Consider the following 19,044-nt stretch of genomic DNA (forward strand, 5'->3'; position numbering starts at 1 on the left):
CTACACGATATTAGCGCTGACTGGAGACACTGTCATCTCACAATGTGACCCCGCGTGTCACTCGCCGCGCTGGGCCTTGATGATCTCGTCGGAGACCGACTTCGGCACCTCGGCGTAGGAATCCATCTGCATGGTGAACATGGCGCGGCCCTGGGTCTTGGAACGCAGATCGCCGATGTAGCCGAACATCTCGGACAGCGGGACCTTGGCGTCGATGACCTTGACGCCGGTGGCGTCGGTCATGGACTGGATGTTGCCACGACGCTGGTTCAGATCGCCGATGACGTCGCCCATGTACTCTTCCGGCGTACGGACTTCCACGGCCATGATCGGCTCGAGGATGACCGGCTTGGCCTTCGGAGCGGCTTCCTTGAACGCCATGGAACCGGCGATCTTGAAGGCCATTTCCGAGGAGTCGACCGGGTGCATCTGGCCGTCGTACACGGTGGCCTTGACGCCCACGACCGGGAAGCCGGCGAGCACACCGGATTCCATGGCTTCCTTGACACCGGCCTCGATGGGTCCGATGAACTCGGCGGAGATGTGGCCGCCGGTGACCTCGTTGACGAACTCGAACGTCTCGCCGGCCTCGGTGTCGAGCGGCTCGAAGTTCATGAACACCTTCGCGAACTGGCCGGAACCACCGGTCTGCTTCTTGTGGGTGTACACTTCGTTCATCACGGCCTTGCGGATGGTCTCGCGGTACGCGACCTGCGGCTTGCCGACGTTGCACTCGACCTTGAACTCGCGGCGCATACGGTCGACGATGATGTCGAGCTGGAGCTCGCCCATGCCGGCGATCAGGGTCTGGCCAGACTCTTCGTCGGTGGTGACCTGGAAGGTCGGATCCTCGTCGGAGAGCTTCGCGAGGGCGATGCCCATCTTCTCCTGATCGGCCTTGGTCTTCGGCTCCACGGCCACCTGGATGACCGGGTCCGGGAAGGTCATGGACTCGAGGGAGATCGGGGCGGATTCGGCGCACAGGGTATCACCGGTGGACACGTTCTTCAGACCGACGAACGTGTAGATGTTGCCGGCTTCGGCGGCATCGACCGGGTTCTCCTTGTCAGCGTGCATCTGGAAGATCTTGCCGATGCGCTCCTTCTTGCCCTTGGTGGAGTCGAGCACGTTGTCGCCCGGCTTGACGGCGCCGGAGTAGACGCGCACGAACACGAGCTTGCCGTAGAACGGGTGCGTGGAGATCTTGAAGACGAGGGCCGCGAACGGATCGGAGGTCAGCGGCTTGCGGTCGATCTCGACGGATTCGTCGCCCGGCTTGAAGCCCTTGATGGACGGCACATCCTCCGGGGACGGCAGGTAGTCGATGACCGCGTCCAGCATCGGCTGCACGCCCTTGTCCTTGAACGCGGAACCGCAGAGCACCGGGTAGGCGCGACGCTCGATGGTGAGCTGGCGGATGCCCGCACGGAGCTCCTCCTCGGTCAGTTCGCCGGCCTCGAGGTACTTCTCGGTGAGCTCGTCGCTGGCCTCGGCCACGTCGTCCATGAGCTGGGCGCGGTACTCGTCGGCCTTGTCCTGCAGGTCGGCCGGGATGTCGACGGTATCGTACTGGGCGCCCATGTTGTCCTTGACGTCGTTCCAGACGTAGGCCTTCATGCGGACCAGGTCGACGACGCCGGCGAAGTCGTTCTCAGCACCGATCGGCAGCTGGATGACGAGCGGCTTGGCGCCGAGCTTCTCCTTGATGGTCTTCACCGAGTAGTAGAAGTCCGCACCGAGCTTGTCCATCTTGTTGATGAAGCAGATGCGCGGGACGCCGTACTTGTCGGCCTGACGCCACACGGTCTCGGACTGCGGCTCCACGCCTTCCTTGCCGTCGAAGACGGCGACGGCACCATCGAGGACGCGCAGGGAGCGCTCCACCTCGGCCGTGAAGTCCACGTGGCCCGGGGTGTCGATGATGTTGATCTGGAACTTGTCCTTGGTGTCGTGCGTCTGGCGGTTCCAGAAGCAGGTGGTGGCGGCGGACTGGATGGTGATGCCGCGCTCCTGCTCCTGAGCCATGAAGTCCATCGTCGCGGCGCCATCGTGCACCTCGCCGATCTTGTAGCTCTTGCCGGTGTAGTACAGGATACGCTCGGTGGTGGTGGTCTTACCGGCATCGATGTGGGCCATGATGCCGATGTTGCGGATCATGTGCAGATCCGAAAGCACGTCAAGTGCCATTGCTTTTCCTTAGCTCTCGTTCTGAAGAAATTACCAGCGGTAGTGAGCGAAGGCCTTGTTGGCCTCTGCCATCTTATGAGTATCCTCGCGGCGCTTGACAGAAGCACCGAGGCCGTTGGAGGCATCGAGGATCTCGTTGGCGAGACGCTCGGCCATGGTCTTCTCACGACGGGCGCGGGAGAAGTCGGTCAGCCAGCGCAGGGACAGGGTGTTGGCGCGGGCCGGCTTGACCTCGACCGGGACCTGGTAGGTGGCGCCGCCGACACGGCGGGAGCGGACCTCGAGGGACGGACGGATGTTGTCCAGGGCGCGCTTGAGAACGGCGACCGGCTCCTGGTCGGTCTTCTCCTTGACCATATCGAGCGCGGAGTAGACGATGTCCTCGGCGATCGACTTCTTGCCGTCGAGCAGGATCTTGTTGATGAGCTGGGCCACCACGGTCGAGCCGTAGATCGGATCGGGCAGCAGCTGGTGCTTCTTGGAGGGGCCTTTACGTGACATATCTCTTACTTCGCCTTCTTTGCTCCGTACAGGGAACGACCCTGCTTGCGGTCCTTAACACCCTGGGTATCGAGCGCGCCACGCACGATGTGGTAACGCACACCCGGCAGATCCTTGACACGGCCGCCGCGCACGAGCACGATGGAGTGCTCCTGCAGGTTGTGGCCCTCGCCCGGGATGTAGGCGGTGACTTCGATGCCCGAGGAAAGGCGCACACGGGCGACCTTACGCAGAGCCGAGTTCGGCTTCTTCGGGGTGGTGGTGTAGACACGGGTGCACACGCCGCGACGCAGCGGGCTGCCCTTCAGCGCCAAAGTCTTGGACTTCTTCGGCTTTGCCTGACGTCCCTTGCGGACGAGCTGTTCAATAGTAGGCAACTTGAATTCTCCGATTCAGTGGTTTTTCTTGTCTTCGTGCGACCGCCACACTGCGCCCACACTCCGACCACTGATCGACAGATCGGTCGAAGATAGCCACAGTCCACCGGCCCGATGGCCCGATCCTCTTTCACAGTCCGCATTACTGCGCGCGATCCAGTCGATTCACGGGATATCCCAACCCGCATGCCTGTTACATAAGGCATGCCGTTGGCACACACGAATTACTATGATACGCAAGTCAAGGACAAACAACACGCCGTTGTGCCGCACCGGTCAGTCGGCCTACGACGACTACCGAAAAAACAAAAACCCGGAACCTTGGTTCCGGGTTTTGGTGGGGTGGATAACGCGGCTCGAACGCGCGACCTTCTGAACCACAATCAGATGCTCTACCAACTGAGCTATATCCACCATGTGGCTGTCTCCAGCGGACTGGATTCAGACAACAGATGGATACTATACACGAATCGTCGGAACATGCCACTTCCGCGTGTCGCGGCGTGTCATCGACGCGATGCATGTTCGCTTCCGCACATCACAACCACCGCTATGTGCGGTTTTGTGTGTTTTTCCATGGTCCTCAAAACAGTTGCAACCATTGGCATTACGACACGCTGCACCGCATACTGAGTGAACAAAAGAGGGTATACTGACCAGTGAAGGCCGGAGTTGCCAATCGGCCGGGAATCCGGCAGGTCGCAACGAAGCGCACGGTTGTGAAATCTCGCGCAACGCCTTCATAACACATAACCGAAGAATAATTGAGGAACAGCAAACACCATATGATCACCGCGCGGGGCGCACTGGCAGTGCGCGAACATCACACGATGGGCATACGGTCCGCACAGGGCGGTGCGGAAATAATCGAAGACATATCATGAGTGACCTCCTTTCCAACGGTGGCCCGTGCGGAACCTTCCGCACGGGCCACCGTTGTTTCCAAGCATCCATCAACTCTGCCGGCCGCACGTCCGGCCCACTTCGGAACACACGCTCCCATCTCGGAACGCACACGCCCACATCACACATGATCATCCCGTCCCCTCCCACCACCCCAACGGACATACAGCCGAAAACATAGGAGCAATCGGCTGTATGTCCGTCAAGGGGAAAGGCCGCGACGCCGAACGGGCTCCGATCGCAATCCCGTTCGCCACACCCTTTCGACGGACCATCGCGGGCAGTAGACTCAAGGTCAACCATCCCATGATCAAGGAGCCAACATGCTGTCCTTCGAAAACGACTATTCCTGCGGGGCCGCCCCCGACATCATCGCCCGCCTCGCCGCGACGAACACCGACCAGTTCCCCGGCTACGGCTCCGACCAACTCACCGCGCAGGCCAAAGACAAGATCCGCGAGGCATGCGGCGCACCGGACGCCGACGTATGGTTCCTCGTCGGCGGCACCCAGACCAACCAGACCGTCATCGACTCGATCACCCCGCAATACGCCGGCGTCGTCGCGGCAGCCAGCGGCCACGTGAACGTCCACGAAGCCGGCGCGATCGAAGCCACCGGGCACAAGGTACTCACGCTTCCCCAGCACAACGGCAAGATCGACGCCGACGAACTCGACCAGTACTGCGCCACGTTCTACGCCGACGCCAATTATGAGCACATGGTCTTCCCCGGCTCCGTCTATATCTCGCAGGCCACCGAATACGGCACGCTGTACACCAAGGCCGAACTCGAACGCATCGCCGAGATCGCGCACCGGTACGACATGCCGCTGTTCGTGGACGGCGCGCGGCTCGGCTATGCGCTCACCGCCACCGGCAACGACGTGACGCTCGCCGACCTCGCCCGCATCGCCGACGTGTTCTACATCGGCGGCACCAAGGTGGGCGCGCTGTTCGGCGAGGCGGTCGTGTTCACGCATCACGGCAAGTTCAGCGGCACGCCGAAGCATTTCCTGACGCTCATCAAGCAGCACGGCGCGCTGCTGGCGAAGGGCTGGCTGCTCGGCCTGCAGTTCGACACGCTGTTCACCGACGACCTGTATTGCCGCATCGCCCGCAACGCCAACGCCGCCGCCGACCGCATCCGCGCGGCGCTGCGAGACAAGGGCTATACGCTCACGTTCGACGCGCCGACGAACCAGATCTTCATCACGCTCGACGACGCGACACGGAAGCGCCTGGAGCAGCACGTGCGGCTCGGATTCATGGAGCAGGCCGACGAGACGCATACGGTGATGCGCATCTGCACGAGCTGGTCCACCACCGAAGCACAGGTCGAGGAGCTGCTGGCACTGCTGTAGCCGTGATGAGTTCGACGATCGAGAGGCCGATCGTCGAACTCATCCCCTGCAGACGATTCCCAACACGCAAGGCAGACACAGGAACGGGTGCCAAGCGTCAAGCCGGGCTCTGACCAACCGTCACTCGTCAGCCGACGTCCGCGATCGCCTCGCGTTCCATGTCCACGAACTTCGCCACAGACGCCTCGACCGAATAATGCTCCTTCGTGTGTTCGGCATATCGCGCACCCCACTCGGCCAGCTCATCCGGATGGTCGATCCACCAGTCGATGCGCTGCGCCAACGCCGCCGCATCGCGCACCGGGAACAGCGACTTGTCCAACAGCGCGAACTGTCCGGCGGCGCTCAGCTCGGCAGACGCGATCACCGGCACCAGCCCTGATGCCATGCCCTCGATCACGCTCAGCGACTCGATATCCACGATCGACGGATGCACGAACAGGTCACATGAGCGCAGCAACGCCGGCATGTCGGCGTTCTGATGAAATCCGATCGACGCTGGGCGACCTAGCAGCATCTTCGCACGGAACCGCAGATACCGTTGCAACGGGCCCGTGCCGCAAATCGTCAGTTCGATGTCCTTGGCGTGGCGGCAGCGCGCGATCGCCTTGATCAGCGTGATATGGTCCTTCTCATGGGTGAGCCGGCCGGACGCGACGACGCGGAACGGCACCGGCGACGGGGTGCCGGGCTCGCGTTGCCGTTTCGGCGTGAACCGGGCGGTGTAGCCGTTCGAGATCACGTGCAGCTTGGCCCGGTAGCCGTGCGCACGCAGCTGGCCGGCGATCATCTCGGTGGGCGCGTGGATATGGCCGACGCCGCGGTACAGCCACATCCGGAACAGCCAGTACAGGAAGTCGGACATGCCCGGGACATGGCGCAACGGACCGGCGGAATACGTGACGTTCTCAGGCTGCAGATGGAAGCCGGCCGTGACCGGAATACCCATGGCGCGCGCGACCTTGGCGGCATGTCGGCCGAAACGGAACGGCAGATAGATGTGCACGACGTCAGCGCCGCGGAAGGCGGTGCGGAACAGGGTCTCGCTCGGTTCGGCGAACTGCATCTGCTGTTTGGCCGCGACCCACGAGACGAGCGGGACATGGCTCACCCGCGCCGGGTATTCGGGCGCGCCGATGCCGACGAGCCGCACATGGTGCCCCTGCCGTTCGAGTTCGTGCGCGTATTGCAGCGCCGAATTGGAGGTGCCGTTGCCCTGATTGCCGATCGTGTCCATGACGAGCACGATGGTCAGCGGGCGGTCGAGTTGCGGCTGGCTGGCTGCGGCATCGGCTGCGACGCCGTCTTCCTGTTGTTCACGCATTGCCTCATCCTATCGCCGCCGCCGACCGACGCCGGCTCGCCTGTTCGCACAGGTCCTCACAGGTCTTGCGTGTCATGGCCTCGTCGCGGCCTCGTCGCGCGTGGCAGTAATGACTCGCTGACGCACCGCTCAGCGAGTCATTACTGCCACGCACAGGGTGTCGTGGCGGTTTTCGCTTGCTGAGCCCACGCTCAGCGAGCGAAAACCGCCACGCGGACGACGGACGGCGCCACATGGCACAATGAGGGGCATGAGTGATATGAACGTTTCCCCAGTTTTCGCAGTCCCCTCCCCCGTCACGACCGGCCGCACGCTCGGCACGCCACTGGGCGCGCAACCGACGCGCGTGCTGTTCCTCGGCGCGGGCGAACTGGGCAAGGAGGTCACGATCGAGCTGATGCGTCTCGGCGCGTGGGTGTGCGCGGCGGATTCGTACGCCGGCGCCCCCGCGCAGCAGGTGGCGCACGAGTACCGCGTGCTCGACATGGCGAACGCGGAGCAGCTGCGCGCGCTGTTCGACGAGGTCAGGCCGGACATCATCGTGCCGGAGGTCGAGGCGATCGCCACTGGTGAGCTGGCCGCGGCCGCCGCACGCGGCATCCAGGTGGTGCCGAGCGCCGAAATCGCGGCGATCTGTATGGATCGTGAGCGTCTGCGCGTCATCGCGCATGAGGAGCTGGGTCTGCCGACGACGCCGTATCGTTTTGCGGGCTCGCTTGAGGAGCTGCGCGAGGGTGCGACCGAGGTCGGTTATCCGTGCGTGGTCAAGCCGATCATGAGTTCGTCCGGTCATGGCCAGTCGGTCGTGCGCTCGGCGGAGGCGATCGATGCCGCGTGGACGGAGGCGCAGGAGGGCCGGCGCGCGTCCGGCGAGGGCGATGTGTCGCGCGTGATCGTGGAGGCGCTGGCGCCGTTGGATTATGAGCTGACGGTGCTGACGGTGAGCTCGTCGGCCGGCATCGTCACATGCGCGCCGATCGGTCAGCGGCAGGAATCGGGCGATTACCGCGAGTCGTGGCAGCCGGCCGCAACGGATGCCGGCGTGTTGGAGACGGCGCAGTCGATCGCGCGCCGTGCGGTCGAGGGACTCGTGGCGAAGGCCACGGCGACCGGCGAGCATGGCTGGGGCGTGTTCGGCGTGGAGCTGTTCGTGCTGACGGACGGCTCGGTGCTGTTCAACGAGGTGTCGCCGCGTCCGCACGATACGGGCATGGTGACGATGATCTCGCAGCGGCTGAGCGAGTTCGCGCTGCATGCGCGGGCGATTCTGGGGCTGCCGGTGACGGCCGGTCATGTGGCGCTGGCGATGCCGGCCGGCGCAGTGGCGGCGAGCCATGCGATCGTCGTGTCGGGCGACGGCGAGGCCGAGTTCTCGAACGTGCCGGCCGCATTGGCCGAGCCGGACACCGATCTGCGCATCTTCGCCAAGCCGGAGGTGCACGGCCATCGCCGTATGGCGGTCGCGTTGGCGATCGGCTCGTCCTCGGACGATGCCCGTGCCAAGGCGGCCCATGTGGCCGACGCGCTCGACATCACCGTGCGGTAACTCCCCGCACTTCAACGGACATACAGCCGAAATCACCGCACCGATCGGCCGTAAGTCCGTTGAGGAGCAAGAACCGGGCCACGGATTCGGAGCTTTCCGCAAACTGAGAGGCAGATTCCTCCACGCGTCACGGTCTATTTGCAAACTGAGAGGCAGTCATCCTCGGTAATTCAGCACCGTCACCGCCAATACGGGGATATAGCGCACCTGATTCCGGTGGATAGCTGCCTCTCAGTTTGCAAATAGACCTCGGAACCCTCAGAAATCTGCCTCTCAGTTTGCATATTGCCCGGCATCGCACGTCGGCGGGCCGCAATCACTGACGGCAGCGCCACACTCACGACAGCATGGCCTCGATGTTGTTGCCGTCGGGATCGTGGATGAACGCGGCGTAATACGTCGGTCCGTAGTTCGGCCGCGGGCCGGGCGCGCCGTTGTCGGTGCCGCCCGCCGCCAGTCCGGCCTTGTGGAACGCCTTGACCTCATCCTCGTTGTGCGCGCGAAACGCAACGTGCACCGGCTGGACCGGCTGCCCGTCACGCGGCACGATCAGGAAGATCAGGTCGCCGTCCTCGCCGTTGGTGAAGAACGTGCCCACATTCGGGTCGTCCTTGCGCTCGTATCCCACCGGCGCAAGCAGTTTCTCATAGAAATCCGCGCTTCTGGCCGCATCCGACACGAACAGCACAATATGATCAATCATCATGAACCTCTCTTCCACAACGCTGTGACGAAGACAGTATTAGCACAATCGTCGGTTATGTCAACGCCGCCGTCCGCATGGCGTACGCCGATCACGGACATCGTCGCAATGCAGACGTCATGTCCTGCATGACGAGACGCGCGTCATCATCGCGCCGCGTATGACAATGGGATCACAGGCATCGACGAAGGAGCGTGATCATCATGCACCGTACACGGCAAACGGTTCTCGCAGCGGCCGTCGTTCTGCTGATCGCAGGTTCCGTGGCCTGCGGAACGCCGCAACATGCGACGGGAGACAACGTCGCGGCGAACTGCGCGGTCAGTTATGCGCGGACATACGATTCGCCGCAGGACTATATCGACGGCGTGAAACCGGATCTGATCGCCAAGGCGACGCTCGGCGAACCGACGTTGTCGGGCAACGGCAGAACCATCACGTTCACCGCGCACCTGCTGGCGGTGAAAGCCGGTGATGCGCAGGCCGGCGACGACGTAAAGCTCCGGTTCGAGTGCGATGCGGTCGCCTCGTTCATGCCGGACGGATATCGGACCGGCGACGAGGTGATCGTACTGGCCAACGACGGCATACTGCGCCAGCCCGGCAGCGTGTGGCCGTTCGATCGGGAAACGTACGACGCGCTGACCGTAACGGGTACGGACTGATTTGCGCCGGTCGGCGACGTCGGTTTCGCGGTCGATTCCGAGACGCTCCGAACGCGCCCGTTATCCCCGGCGATTGGTACCCTTTTACCGTTAGTTCACCCAGAAATTCCGCTGATTTGAAAGGCGATCATGGAGAAACTGGAAAAGCTCTACGAGGGCAAGGCCAAGCAGCTGTACGCAACCGACGACCCGGAGATCCTGTGGGTCGAATACAAGAACACCGCGACGGCCGGCGACGGCGAGAAGAAGGAGGACTTCACCGGCAAGGGCCGTCTGAACAACCTCATCACCACCATCATCTTCGACCTGCTCAAGGCCCGCGGCATCGACAGCCACCTCGTCAAGCGCGTGAACGACACCGCCCAGCTGGTGCGCAAGATGGACATGTTCCCGCTCGAGATCGTGCTGCGCAACACCGCCGCCGGCCATTTCTGCTCGCGCCTCGGCGTCGAGGAGGGCCTGCCGCTCAAGGAGCCGGTGCTCGAGTACTTCCTCAAGAACGACGACCTGCATGATCCGTTCGTGAACGACGACGATCTCGTGGCGCTCGGCGTGTGCACGCGCGAGGATCTCGCCGAGATCGCCCCGCTGGCCCGTCGCATCAACGAGGCGCTCATCGACATCTTCGCGAAGATCGACGTCAAGCTCGTCGACTTCAAGATCGAGATGGGCCGCGCCTCCGACGGCACGCTGCTGCTGGCCGACGAGATCACCCCGGACTCCTGCCGCCTGTGGGATCAGCGCGACCACTCCGGCAAGGTGGAGCACCTCGATAAGGACCTGTTCCGCCGCGGCCTCGGTTCGATCATCCCGGCCTACGAGGAGATCGAGGGCCGTCTGGCCGAGCTGGCCAAGTCCGAAGGCATCGAAGTCGCCTGACATCTGTTTTCTGGCTCCCCCTGCCATCAGAGGGAGCCGATTTTCGTTATATACGACGATTCCCAAGAGTTTTGCAAGAAAGGATTTCCATGGTTTTTCGCGTGTACGTGGAAAAGAAGCCCGGCTTTGACGTCGAGGCGCAGCAGCTCGCCGGCGAACTGCGCACGATCCTCGGCATGACCGGCCTCAAGTCCGTGCGCATCGTGAACCGTTACGACGTGGAGGGCATCAGCGCCGAACTGTTCGCCCAGGCCACGCCGACCGTGTTCAGCGAGCCGCAGGTCGACAATGTCTCCAATGACCTGCCCGACTTCGGCGACGCGAAGGTGTTCGCCACCGAGTTCCTGCCCGGCCAGTTCGACCAGCGCGCCGATTCGGCGAGCGAATGCATCCAGCTGATCTCGCAGGGCGAGCGTCCGACCGTCCGTTCCGCCAAACTGTACGCGTTGTCCGGTGAGCTGACCGACGCGGACGTGGACGCGATCAAGCACTACGTGATCAACCCGGTCGAGGCGCGCGAGGCGAGCCTTGCAACCAAGGAGACCCTAAAGACCGCCGTGCCGACCCCGGGCAAGGTCGAGGTCATCGCCGGCTTCAACGAGATGGACGCGGCCGCCGGCCAGAAGTTCATCGACGAGCGCGGTCTTGCGATGGATCTGGCGGATCTCGAATTCTGCCAGAAGTATTTCACGGCCGAGCAGCGCGAGCCGACGATCACCGAGATCAAGGTCATCGACACGTACTGGTCCGACCACTGCCGCCACACGACGTTCGGCACCGAACTGGACGACGTGGTCATCGACGATGCGACCGTCAAGGCCGCGTTCGAGCGCTATCTCGAGCTGCGTCACGAGCTAGGCCGCGACGAAAAGCCGGTGTGCCTGATGGACATGGGCACGATCGGCGCGAAGTGGCTCAAGAAGAACGGCATCCTCACCGGCCTCGACGAGTCCGAGGAGATCAACGCCTGCACCGTCAAGGTCAAGGTCGACGTGAACGGCGAAGATCAGGACTGGCTGTTCCTGTTCAAGAACGAGACGCACAACCATCCGACCGAGATCGAGCCGTTCGGCGGCGCAGCCACCTGCATCGGCGGCTGCATCCGCGACCCCCTGTCCGGTCGTTCCTACGTGTACCAGGCGATGCGCGTCACCGGCGCCGCCGATCCGACCGTGCCGGTCGCCGACACGCTGGAGGGCAAGCTCCCGCAGCGCAAGCTCGTGACCACCGCGGCCGCCGGTTACAGCTCGTACGGCAATCAGATCGGCCTCGCCACCGGTCAGGTCGACGAGATCTATCATCCGGGCTATGTGGCCAAGCGCATGGAGGTGGGTGCGGTCGTGGCCGCCACCCCGGCCGATCATGTGCGCCGCGAGACCCCGGCTCCGGGCGACAAGATCATCCTGCTCGGCGGTCGCACCGGCCGTGACGGCATCGGCGGCGCGACGGGCGCGTCCAAGGCGCACAACGTGGAATCGCTGGAACTCGACGGCGCCGAGGTGCAGAAGGGCAACGCGCCGGTCGAGCGCAAGCTGCAGTGTCTGTTCCGCCGCGGCGACGCGTGCCGTCTGATCAAGCGCTGCAACGATTTCGGCGCGGGCGGCGTGTCCGTGGCGGTCGGCGAGTTGGCGGACGGCCTGTACGTTGATCTCAACACCGTGCCGAAGAAGTACGAGGGCCTTGACGGCACCGAGCTGGCGATCTCCGAATCGCAGGAGCGCATGGCCGTGGACGTGGCCGCTTCCGATGTCGAGGAATTCCTCGGCTATGCGCGTGAGGAGAACCTCGAGGCCACCGTCATCGCGACCGTGACCGAGGACCCGCGCATGGTGATGACGTGGAACGGCGACGAGATCGTGAACCTGTCGCGTGAGTTCCTCGCCTCCAATGGCGCGTCGAAGCATCAGGTCGTGCACGTCGAGGCGCAGCAGGCGTACGAGACGCCGACCGCATGGCGTGAGGGTTCGCTTGCGGACCGTCTGCACGCGGTCGTGACCGATCTCAACGTGGCGTCCAACAAGGGTCTGTCCGAGCGTTTCGATTCGACGATCGGCGCGGGCACCGTGCTCATGCCGTTCGGCGGCCGCCGTCAGCTCACCCCGAACGAGGCGATGGTCGCCAAGTTCCCGGTGTTCGGCGAGACGACCACCGCGTCGGCGATGGCGTGGGGCTTCAACCCGTACATCATGAGCGCGAATCAGTTCACCGGCGCGTACCTGTCGGTGGTCGAGTCGCTCGCCAAGCTCGTGGCCGCCGGCTTCGAGCATGAGAAGGCGTATCTGAGCTTCCAGGAGTACTTCGAGAAGCTGCGCGACGAGCCGGAACGCTGGGGCAAGCCGACCGCCGCCGTGCTCGGCGCGCTCATGGCGCAGATCGATCTCGGCGCGGGCGCGATCGGCGGCAAGGATTCGATGTCCGGCACGTTCGAGCATCTCGACGTGCCGCCGACCCTGATCTCGTTCGCCGTGGCCGTGGGCAACATGAAGCGCGCCACGTCGCCGGAGTTCAAGGGCGCCGATCACCGCGTCGTGCGTATCGCGCCGCGCTATCTGGCGGACGGCATCACGCCGGACAAGGATGCTCTGCTCGAGGCGTTCTCGATCGTCGAGGAGCTGACCGACTTCCACGACGCACTGGCCGTGTCCACGCCAGGCTACGGCGCGACGGCCGAGGCGCTGTTCAAGATGACGCTCGGCAACCGCATCGGCGTCGCGCTGAACGATTCGATCGCCGCAGACGACCTGTTCACGCCGGCGTACGGCTCGTTCATCGTCGAGCTTGCGGATGACGCGAAGCTGCCGGCCGCGTCGAACCTCGTCGAGATCGGCGAGATCGGCACGACCACCGCCGCATATGAATTCCGCGCCGCGGGTGAGACGCTTGATCTGGATGCGATCCAGGAGGCGTGGGAGTCCGGCATCGAATCCGTGTTCCCGTATCGTTCCAAGGGTGCCGAGGCGGGCAAGACGACCGAGACGGTCACGTTCGAGACGCCGAAGAAGACCGTGTACGTGGGCGCTCCGGTCGCCAAGCCGCACGTCGTGATCCCCGTGTTCCCGGGCAACAACTGCGAGTACGATTCGGCCGCCGCGTTCGAACGCGCGGGGGCCGACGTGTCGACGCTGATCGTGAACAACCTCACGCCGGCCGCCGTCGCCGAGTCGACGCAGGCGCTGGTCGAGGAGATCAACAAGAGCCAGATCGTGATGATCCCGGGCGGTTTCTCGGGCGGCGACGAACCGGACGGTTCCGCGAAGTTCATCACCGCGTTCTTCCGCGCCCCGGCCGTCACCGAGGCCGTGCGCGACCTGCTGAAGAACCGCGACGGCCTGATGCTCGGCATCTGCAACGGCTTCCAGGCGCTCATCAAGCTGGGTCTGGTGCCGTACGGCGACATCGTGCCGATGACCGAGGAATGCCCGACCCTGACGTTCAACACGATCGGCCGCCACCAGAGCCGTCTGGTGCGCACGCGCGTCGCGTCGAACCTGTCCCCGTGGCTGGCGAAGACCTCCGTCGGCGACATCCACACGGTCGCGATCTCCCACGGCGAGGGTCGTTTCGTCGCATCCGAGCCGGTGCTCGACCTGCTCAAGACCAACGGCCAGATCGCCACGCAGTACGTGGACGAGTCCGGCGTGCCCGGCATGGATCTCGACGTGAACCCGAACGGCTCGCTGCTCGCGATCGAGGGCATCACCAGCCCGGACGGCCGCGTGTTCGGCAAGATGGGTCACTCGGAGCGCTCCGGCAACGGCCTGTACGTGAACGTGCCCGGCAACAAGTACCAACCGCTGTTCGAAGCCGGCGTCGAGTACTTCGCCGCCTGACGGCGTCCCGCTCGTCGCTCGCTTCCGCCGCCCCACTAACGGACATGCAGCCGATTCCAATGAGCGAATCGGCTGCATGTCCGTTTTCGGTGGTGGGTTTCAGTAGTGGGTTTCGGTAGTAGCCGGCAAGTTGAGTCGCCGCCCAACCGACAACGTACCTCTCTTCTCTCAACGGACATACAGCCGATTTGGCCGGTGATTTCGGCTGGTTGTCCGTTGAGAGAAGAGGGGAGGCATGATCAGTGACGGTAAGCCGCGGTGACGGCAGAACGCCACGCCATCACCGCATGGTGATGGAGACCGGCTTCAGCTCGAACCACGACGTGTTCGGATCGTATCGTACGATCGTCGCTTCGACGTGGATGTTCAGTCCCACGCCGAACGAGTCCGGCGCGTCGTCGCTGAGGTGCAGATCGTAGTAGTTCACGTCGGTGAAGCGGAAGTTCGGGCCGCCATGGGAGGCGCCGGTATCGCCGGCCAGAATCAGGTAGTCGAACCTGGTCTTGGCGTCATCATGCGGCTGCACGTCGGCGGTGTAGCCGTCGAATGCGATCGTCTGTCCGGCGTACCGTTCGGCGAACGACCGCACCGTGTCCCCGGTTTCCGGACCGGTCAGCAACGCGGCGAATTCCGCATTGTTCTGCGCAGTAATCGGTTCGGACTGCGACTGCGGGGATTCCGCCTGCGCCTGTTCCGTATCATCGGAATCCGACCCGTTCGCGGTGTCATCCGCATCGGCATCCCCGCCCGTCGCATCCGTATCGCTTCCGGAGTCGGATGCCGTGTCCTTGTCCGGGAAAGCATGATAGGTGACGACGACCGTGGCGTTCGCATCGAACTTCTCGTATGCGGCGAAGTCCATATCGCCGTTGACCGATACCTGTTCGACCTCGCCTTCCTTGGTCATCCAACCGGTGATGAGATCCGTCTGCTTCTTCGTCTGCACATTGGTGAATCCCGCCGACTGCAGTCGCATGACCACGTCCTCATACTGTTTGCCGGCGAAGGATTCCGCCGACTCGGGCATGGCGATACGGCTGTCCGTGACCGGCACGTCGGTCGTGCTTCGCGACGAACCGCAGCCGATGATGCCAACCAGCATCAGCAAGAATATGATTACGCCAAGTAACACGCCGAATATGACTTTCGTACGATGGTCCATCGACCGTATCCATGATGTTCCGTCGGATTCACGTGCGGATCGTTTCGCGGATGCACGCGACCGCGGCGCAGGCGCCTGACGCGTGGATGATCCGTCGGTCTTCTTTTCGGCCATGGATTCCGTCGCCTCGCGAATCTCCTCCGTAATATGGGTCGCACGATCCACGGCCTTGTCGGCCATGTCCTGCAGTTGCTTCATGTCGAACTTCATTGTCACTCCTTACCGATGATCCTGCTGTCGTTCTCCGCGAACGCCGTCGTACGGGACATACGGCGACGTGTCATGCACACGCGGTGGCTTGTGCGCATGCGATGGTTCCCGAAGGTCGGTCGCGGCGTCCTTGGCGGCGGTATCGACCATCTTCGTCGCACGCAATACGGTTCCCGCAAGTTGTTTGAACATATCGTGTCATTCGTTCCCTTTCCGACGTGAACCTCCAGCTTGGGAGACAGCCGATCCGTCTCCGCGTGGAAGAGCGGCAAGGGAGATGCGCGCTCAGGCCGGAGGATTCCGTCGTAAGGAGGCGTGTTTTCGTCGCGAGATCACCATTCCCCTGACGTTGCAGCGAACGACAGCGAACCGCCGGTCGGATTCATCCTCGAACTGGTCGTCGGCGCATTCTACGGTCTGGCCAATGAGACGTTCTCATGTCTCATGCGCGAGACCTATCCTACGACATCGTACGGCACACCCGCCTCGCGTATATGCAACGAGCCGTGCGAACATCGCATCCGCACGGCTCGTCATATTCATGGGATAGACGACTACTCGTCCTTCGGCTCGGTCGTGGTGACGTTCAGCGTATACGAATCGACCTCGGCGACCGGCGCATACATCTTCTCGATCACGGTCTTCGCCTGTTCGTTCGCGGTCTTCAACAGCTCGCCCTTGTTGAGCTTCTTTTCGGACTGCGCCTTGGCATCCTTCAACGCGTCGGCCGTGTCGCTGACCTCGTTCGGATTGAACACCGACGACGTCTCGTCGAAGAACTTCAACGAATCGGGATCGACGGACACCGACTGAATGGTCGGAGCCGGCAACGTGATGTCGATGACGTGACGGTTATCGTCGACATTGATCTTGGCTTTCGACAGGTCGACGCCGGCCCGCGCCTCGTACGTGTAGAACATCGTGAACGACTTCTTGGTCAGGAAGGCGATGCTGCCCTCCTTGTATTCCTCGAAGCCGAAATCGGTCTCCTTCGCCGTGGTGAGATCCTGGATCTTCTCCAGCTGACGAGCCACGACCGAATTGGTCAACGTCGCCTTGGGATGGAGAAAATCATCGATCGCACGGTAACCGAACACCGCCGCGACACAGCATGCCGCCACCAGCACCACAACGATCACGGTGCGAATTCGTCCGGGTATGCTCTTCCACAGCTTCGACATCGACAGCCCCCTACCTTCTCACAGCAGCTGCCTCGAACCTACAGCCCCCCCAGACAAAAACCTTACGGACAACAAACGCACCTCTCGCTATCATGGGTGTCAGATACCCATATGCAGGGAGGCACCATGGAGACCGACATTCAGCTGGTCAGCGACGGCGAAGGCCTGGCCGTCATTGGTAACAACGACGACATCATGGCATTCCTTCAATCCGAAGGATTGGATTCCATCCCACTGACCCTGCAACGCCGAGGGGGCGAAGCGCTGCAGGTCGGAGCCAATCTCGCGCAGGAATCGGGGCGATGGGTGAAAATCACCCAAGCATCCGTGGAGAAGATCAGAAAATACGGATTGGTCACGAACTCGAAAACCGGACTCAGCACCGGTGTCATCGGGAAAGGAGGATACGCCGGATTCAAGGGCAACGTTCAGTTCGAGAATCTGTACAATGCCGTTTCTTTGGCCAATCCGATGGTTCTGGCAAACATCGGCGCCATGATGACACAAATGGCCATGCAACAGCAGCTTGATCAGATCACCGATTATCTGGCCTCCATTGACGAGAAGGTCGACGATATACTGCGAGCGCAAAAGGACGCAGTGCTGTCCAGCATGATAGGGGCAAGCATCGTCCTTGACGATGCAACGGTGGAGCAGGAGCATAACGGACGGGTCTCGGAGATCACCTGGTCCAAGATACAGGCCATTCCCACAACCATTGCGACCACCCAAGCATACGCGCTCCGCCAGTTGGATGCCATCTCGGAAAAGATGGAGAACAAGGCAAGACTCAAGGACATGGCGGAGACTTCACAGCAGCAGGAAGCTCCAATCCGGGAATGGCTCGCAGTTTTGGCCAAGTGCATTCAAATGCAAGACATCTGCGCGACGCTTGAGCTGAACCGAGTGCTGGACTCGTCACCGGACGACATCAATCAACAACGTCTGGCCATACTCGACAATAGGGAGAAGCGTCTGAAGCTCATCACCCATACCACCGAGCAGCTGTTCCAGCGTCTCAGCGGCAACATTGCCATGGCCAACGCCAAAGTACTGCTTCATCCATCCCTCGCCAAGACCATTGCCGAATCGAACCGGCGTATGGCGGATGACGTCAATAAGTTCAACGTCAAAATCGGCATTGAACTCAATGAACAGGATCTACGCACCAAAAAATGGTTGGAAGCCGCGAAGGAAGTACGAGATAAGGTTATTGAAACCGGTGCAGAGCAATTCGACTCAGCCAAGCAGCTTAGTGGCGAGCTTGCCGACAGCACCGGGCGAACCGTAAAGGCCGCAACCGGCGTCGCAGCCCGCGGAATCGCCAACGCCGCATATTTTGTAGGGGACAATCTCAACAAGATCGCATCCGCGAATGCCTCTGCTTCGGATGACGCTGCGGCCGATGAAGCAACATCCGAAGCAACGTCATCAATGGGTCAACAGATCAGCCGCGAGGAGGGACAACAGCCGCAGCTCATTGATGCACCGGCAGATGTTCCGAAGCGTTAGCACACCACTAAGCAGACACAACGCATTGCAATACCAAGGAATATCACCACGACTTCCTCGACGGACATACAACCGATTCGGGTATGTCGATCGGCTGCATGTCCGTTGAAGAAAGAAGCGATAAGCACACGGCGTAGGAATTACCGCCACTCGCTATCGATGCACCCCTCACATCACCGCGCGTTCCCTTCAACGGACATACAGCCGATTTGACCGATGATTTCGGCTGTATGTCCGTTAGTGGGGCGGCGGGATAAGCGGATCGCGGGTTGCGGGTTGGACGGGTCCGGGATGTTTATCTTGGGCAATCGCGCCCGATGGATGTTCTCCTCACTTCCTCTAATACTCTCCCCTCTAACAGCTCTCCCTTCAACGGACATACAGCCGATTGGACTATGTTTTTCGGCTGGACGTCCGTTGGAATGGGAGGGGTGCGCAAACGAGGAGGCCGGCTCAGCAGATGTGGTTGAGGGCATCTTCGGGGGAGGATAACCGGGGCGCGTAGGTCTGTTCGAACTTGGCAAGGGAATCGAGCAGCACGTCGTCGTAGCCGGCGAGCGCGGCGAACGGCATGAACTGTACGGCACGGTTGGCGCGCGCCATGCGCGGATGGGCGACGGACCGGTGATGCGGCAGATCGATGATGTCGTCATATCGATGCGTGGGCTGCAGGGTCGAAGCGACCTTGCGTACCGCGATCGGC

At 62.4% G+C, this 19,044-nt stretch carries 14 protein-coding genes and 1 tRNA gene; 6 read left to right on the forward strand and 9 right to left on the reverse strand.

Translation table 11 applies throughout. From position 1 onward, the window contains the following. Positions 1 to 57 precede the first annotated feature (57 nt). The 4 genes from fusA to DSM100688_RS05345 form a co-directional block, all read right to left on the reverse strand. On the reverse strand, positions 58 to 2,187 hold the full coding sequence (gene fusA / locus DSM100688_RS05330) for an elongation factor G (RefSeq protein ID WP_152358122.1): 2,130 nt from the start codon (positions 2,185 to 2,187) through the stop codon (positions 58 to 60). Positions 2,188 to 2,217: 30 nt separating this feature from the next. Then, positions 2,218 to 2,688: a 30S ribosomal protein S7 gene (gene rpsG, locus DSM100688_RS05335; RefSeq protein WP_003836460.1), complete on the reverse strand. Its 471-nt coding sequence runs from the start codon at positions 2,686 to 2,688 to the stop codon at positions 2,218 to 2,220. Positions 2,689 to 2,693: 5 nt separating this feature from the next. Beyond that, complete coding sequence (gene rpsL / locus DSM100688_RS05340) at positions 2,694 to 3,065, reverse strand: 30S ribosomal protein S12 (RefSeq protein ID WP_003813881.1); 372 nt, start codon at positions 3,063 to 3,065, stop codon at positions 2,694 to 2,696. A 338-nt stretch (positions 3,066 to 3,403) separates the two neighbouring features. Further along, a tRNA-His gene (locus tag DSM100688_RS05345) sits at positions 3,404 to 3,479 on the reverse strand. Between the two features lie 812 nt (positions 3,480 to 4,291). On the opposite strand from DSM100688_RS05345, the gene DSM100688_RS05350 reads away from it, so the two are divergent. Next, entirely contained in the window at positions 4,292 to 5,329 is a 1,038-nt protein-coding gene (locus DSM100688_RS05350) for a threonine aldolase family protein (protein ID WP_152358123.1), read from the forward strand. A 127-nt stretch (positions 5,330 to 5,456) separates the two neighbouring features. Here DSM100688_RS05350 and DSM100688_RS05355 read toward each other — a convergent pair whose 3' ends face one another. Then, the gene (locus DSM100688_RS05355) at positions 5,457 to 6,653 is read right to left on the reverse strand and encodes a glycosyltransferase (protein WP_152358124.1); all 1,197 of its coding nucleotides are present in this window, start codon (positions 6,651 to 6,653) and stop codon (positions 5,457 to 5,459) included. 259 nt (positions 6,654 to 6,912) lie between these two features. Here DSM100688_RS05355 and purT point away from each other — a divergent pair, with 259 nt between their 5' ends. Next, entirely contained in the window at positions 6,913 to 8,199 is a 1,287-nt protein-coding gene (gene purT, locus DSM100688_RS05360) for a formate-dependent phosphoribosylglycinamide formyltransferase (RefSeq protein WP_152358131.1), read from the forward strand. 337 nt (positions 8,200 to 8,536) lie between these two features. Here purT and DSM100688_RS05365 read toward each other — a convergent pair whose 3' ends face one another. Beyond that, entirely contained in the window at positions 8,537 to 8,902 is a 366-nt protein-coding gene (locus DSM100688_RS05365) for a VOC family protein (protein WP_152358132.1), read from the reverse strand. A gap of 203 nt (positions 8,903 to 9,105) precedes the next feature. Between DSM100688_RS05365 and DSM100688_RS05370 the strand changes: the two genes are divergently transcribed. The 3 genes from DSM100688_RS05370 (at position 9,106) to DSM100688_RS05380 (ending at position 14,276) form a co-directional block, all read left to right on the forward strand. Next, positions 9,106 to 9,567, forward strand: coding sequence for a hypothetical protein (locus DSM100688_RS05370; RefSeq protein ID WP_152358125.1), 462 nt, complete (start codon positions 9,106 to 9,108; stop codon positions 9,565 to 9,567). Between the two features lie 129 nt (positions 9,568 to 9,696). After that, on the forward strand, positions 9,697 to 10,446 hold the full coding sequence (gene purC, locus DSM100688_RS05375; protein WP_033492923.1) for a phosphoribosylaminoimidazolesuccinocarboxamide synthase: 750 nt from the start codon (positions 9,697 to 9,699) through the stop codon (positions 10,444 to 10,446). An 89-nt stretch (positions 10,447 to 10,535) separates the two neighbouring features. Then, positions 10,536 to 14,276, forward strand: coding sequence for a phosphoribosylformylglycinamidine synthase (locus DSM100688_RS05380; protein ID WP_152358126.1), 3,741 nt, complete (start codon positions 10,536 to 10,538; stop codon positions 14,274 to 14,276). Positions 14,277 to 14,556: 280 nt separating this feature from the next. Here DSM100688_RS05380 and DSM100688_RS05385 read toward each other — a convergent pair whose 3' ends face one another. After that, positions 14,557 to 15,648 carry a DUF4839 domain-containing protein gene (locus DSM100688_RS05385; RefSeq protein ID WP_152358127.1) on the reverse strand — a complete coding sequence of 364 codons (1,092 nt, stop codon included), beginning with the start codon at positions 15,646 to 15,648 and terminating at the stop codon, positions 14,557 to 14,559. 554 nt (positions 15,649 to 16,202) lie between these two features. After that, the gene (locus DSM100688_RS05390) at positions 16,203 to 16,829 is read right to left on the reverse strand and encodes a DUF4230 domain-containing protein (RefSeq protein ID WP_152358128.1); all 627 of its coding nucleotides are present in this window, start codon (positions 16,827 to 16,829) and stop codon (positions 16,203 to 16,205) included. Between the two features lie 126 nt (positions 16,830 to 16,955). On the opposite strand from DSM100688_RS05390, the gene DSM100688_RS05395 reads away from it, so the two are divergent. Then, positions 16,956 to 18,341, forward strand: a complete 1,386-nt coding sequence (locus DSM100688_RS05395) for a hypothetical protein (protein WP_152358129.1) — start codon at positions 16,956 to 16,958, stop codon at positions 18,339 to 18,341. Between the two features lie 453 nt (positions 18,342 to 18,794). On the opposite strand, the gene DSM100688_RS05400 is transcribed toward DSM100688_RS05395, so the two are convergent. Then, positions 18,795 to 19,040, reverse strand: coding sequence for a hypothetical protein (locus DSM100688_RS05400; protein WP_152358133.1), 246 nt, complete (start codon positions 19,038 to 19,040; stop codon positions 18,795 to 18,797). Between the last annotated feature and the right edge of the window lie 4 nt (positions 19,041 to 19,044).

This window comes from Bifidobacterium ramosum (assembly GCF_009299505.1).
Taxonomy (GTDB): Bacteria; Actinomycetota; Actinomycetes; order Actinomycetales; family Bifidobacteriaceae; genus Bifidobacterium; species Bifidobacterium ramosum.

Bases quoted from the DNA above. Each gene is read 5' to 3' on its own strand.
- fusA (WP_152358122.1), bottom strand. From the start codon at position 2,187: ATGGCACTTGACGTGCTTTCGGATCTGCACATGATCCGCAACATCGGC.
- rpsG (WP_003836460.1), bottom strand. From the start codon at position 2,688: ATGTCACGTAAAGGCCCCTCCAAGAAGCACCAGCTGCTGCCCGATCCG.
- DSM100688_RS05350 (WP_152358123.1), top strand. From the start codon at position 4,292: ATGCTGTCCTTCGAAAACGACTATTCCTGCGGGGCCGCCCCCGACATC.
- DSM100688_RS05355 (WP_152358124.1), bottom strand. From the start codon at position 6,653: ATGCGTGAACAACAGGAAGACGGCGTCGCAGCCGATGCCGCAGCCAGC.
- purT (WP_152358131.1), top strand. From the start codon at position 6,913: ATGAACGTTTCCCCAGTTTTCGCAGTCCCCTCCCCCGTCACGACCGGC.
- DSM100688_RS05365 (WP_152358132.1), bottom strand. From the start codon at position 8,902: ATGATTGATCATATTGTGCTGTTCGTGTCGGATGCGGCCAGAAGCGCG.
- DSM100688_RS05370 (WP_152358125.1), top strand. From the start codon at position 9,106: ATGCACCGTACACGGCAAACGGTTCTCGCAGCGGCCGTCGTTCTGCTG.
- purC (WP_033492923.1), top strand. From the start codon at position 9,697: ATGGAGAAACTGGAAAAGCTCTACGAGGGCAAGGCCAAGCAGCTGTAC.
- DSM100688_RS05380 (WP_152358126.1), top strand. From the start codon at position 10,536: ATGGTTTTTCGCGTGTACGTGGAAAAGAAGCCCGGCTTTGACGTCGAG.
- DSM100688_RS05385 (WP_152358127.1), bottom strand. From the start codon at position 15,648: ATGAAGTTCGACATGAAGCAACTGCAGGACATGGCCGACAAGGCCGTG.
- DSM100688_RS05390 (WP_152358128.1), bottom strand. From the start codon at position 16,829: ATGTCGAAGCTGTGGAAGAGCATACCCGGACGAATTCGCACCGTGATC.
- DSM100688_RS05395 (WP_152358129.1), top strand. From the start codon at position 16,956: ATGGAGACCGACATTCAGCTGGTCAGCGACGGCGAAGGCCTGGCCGTC.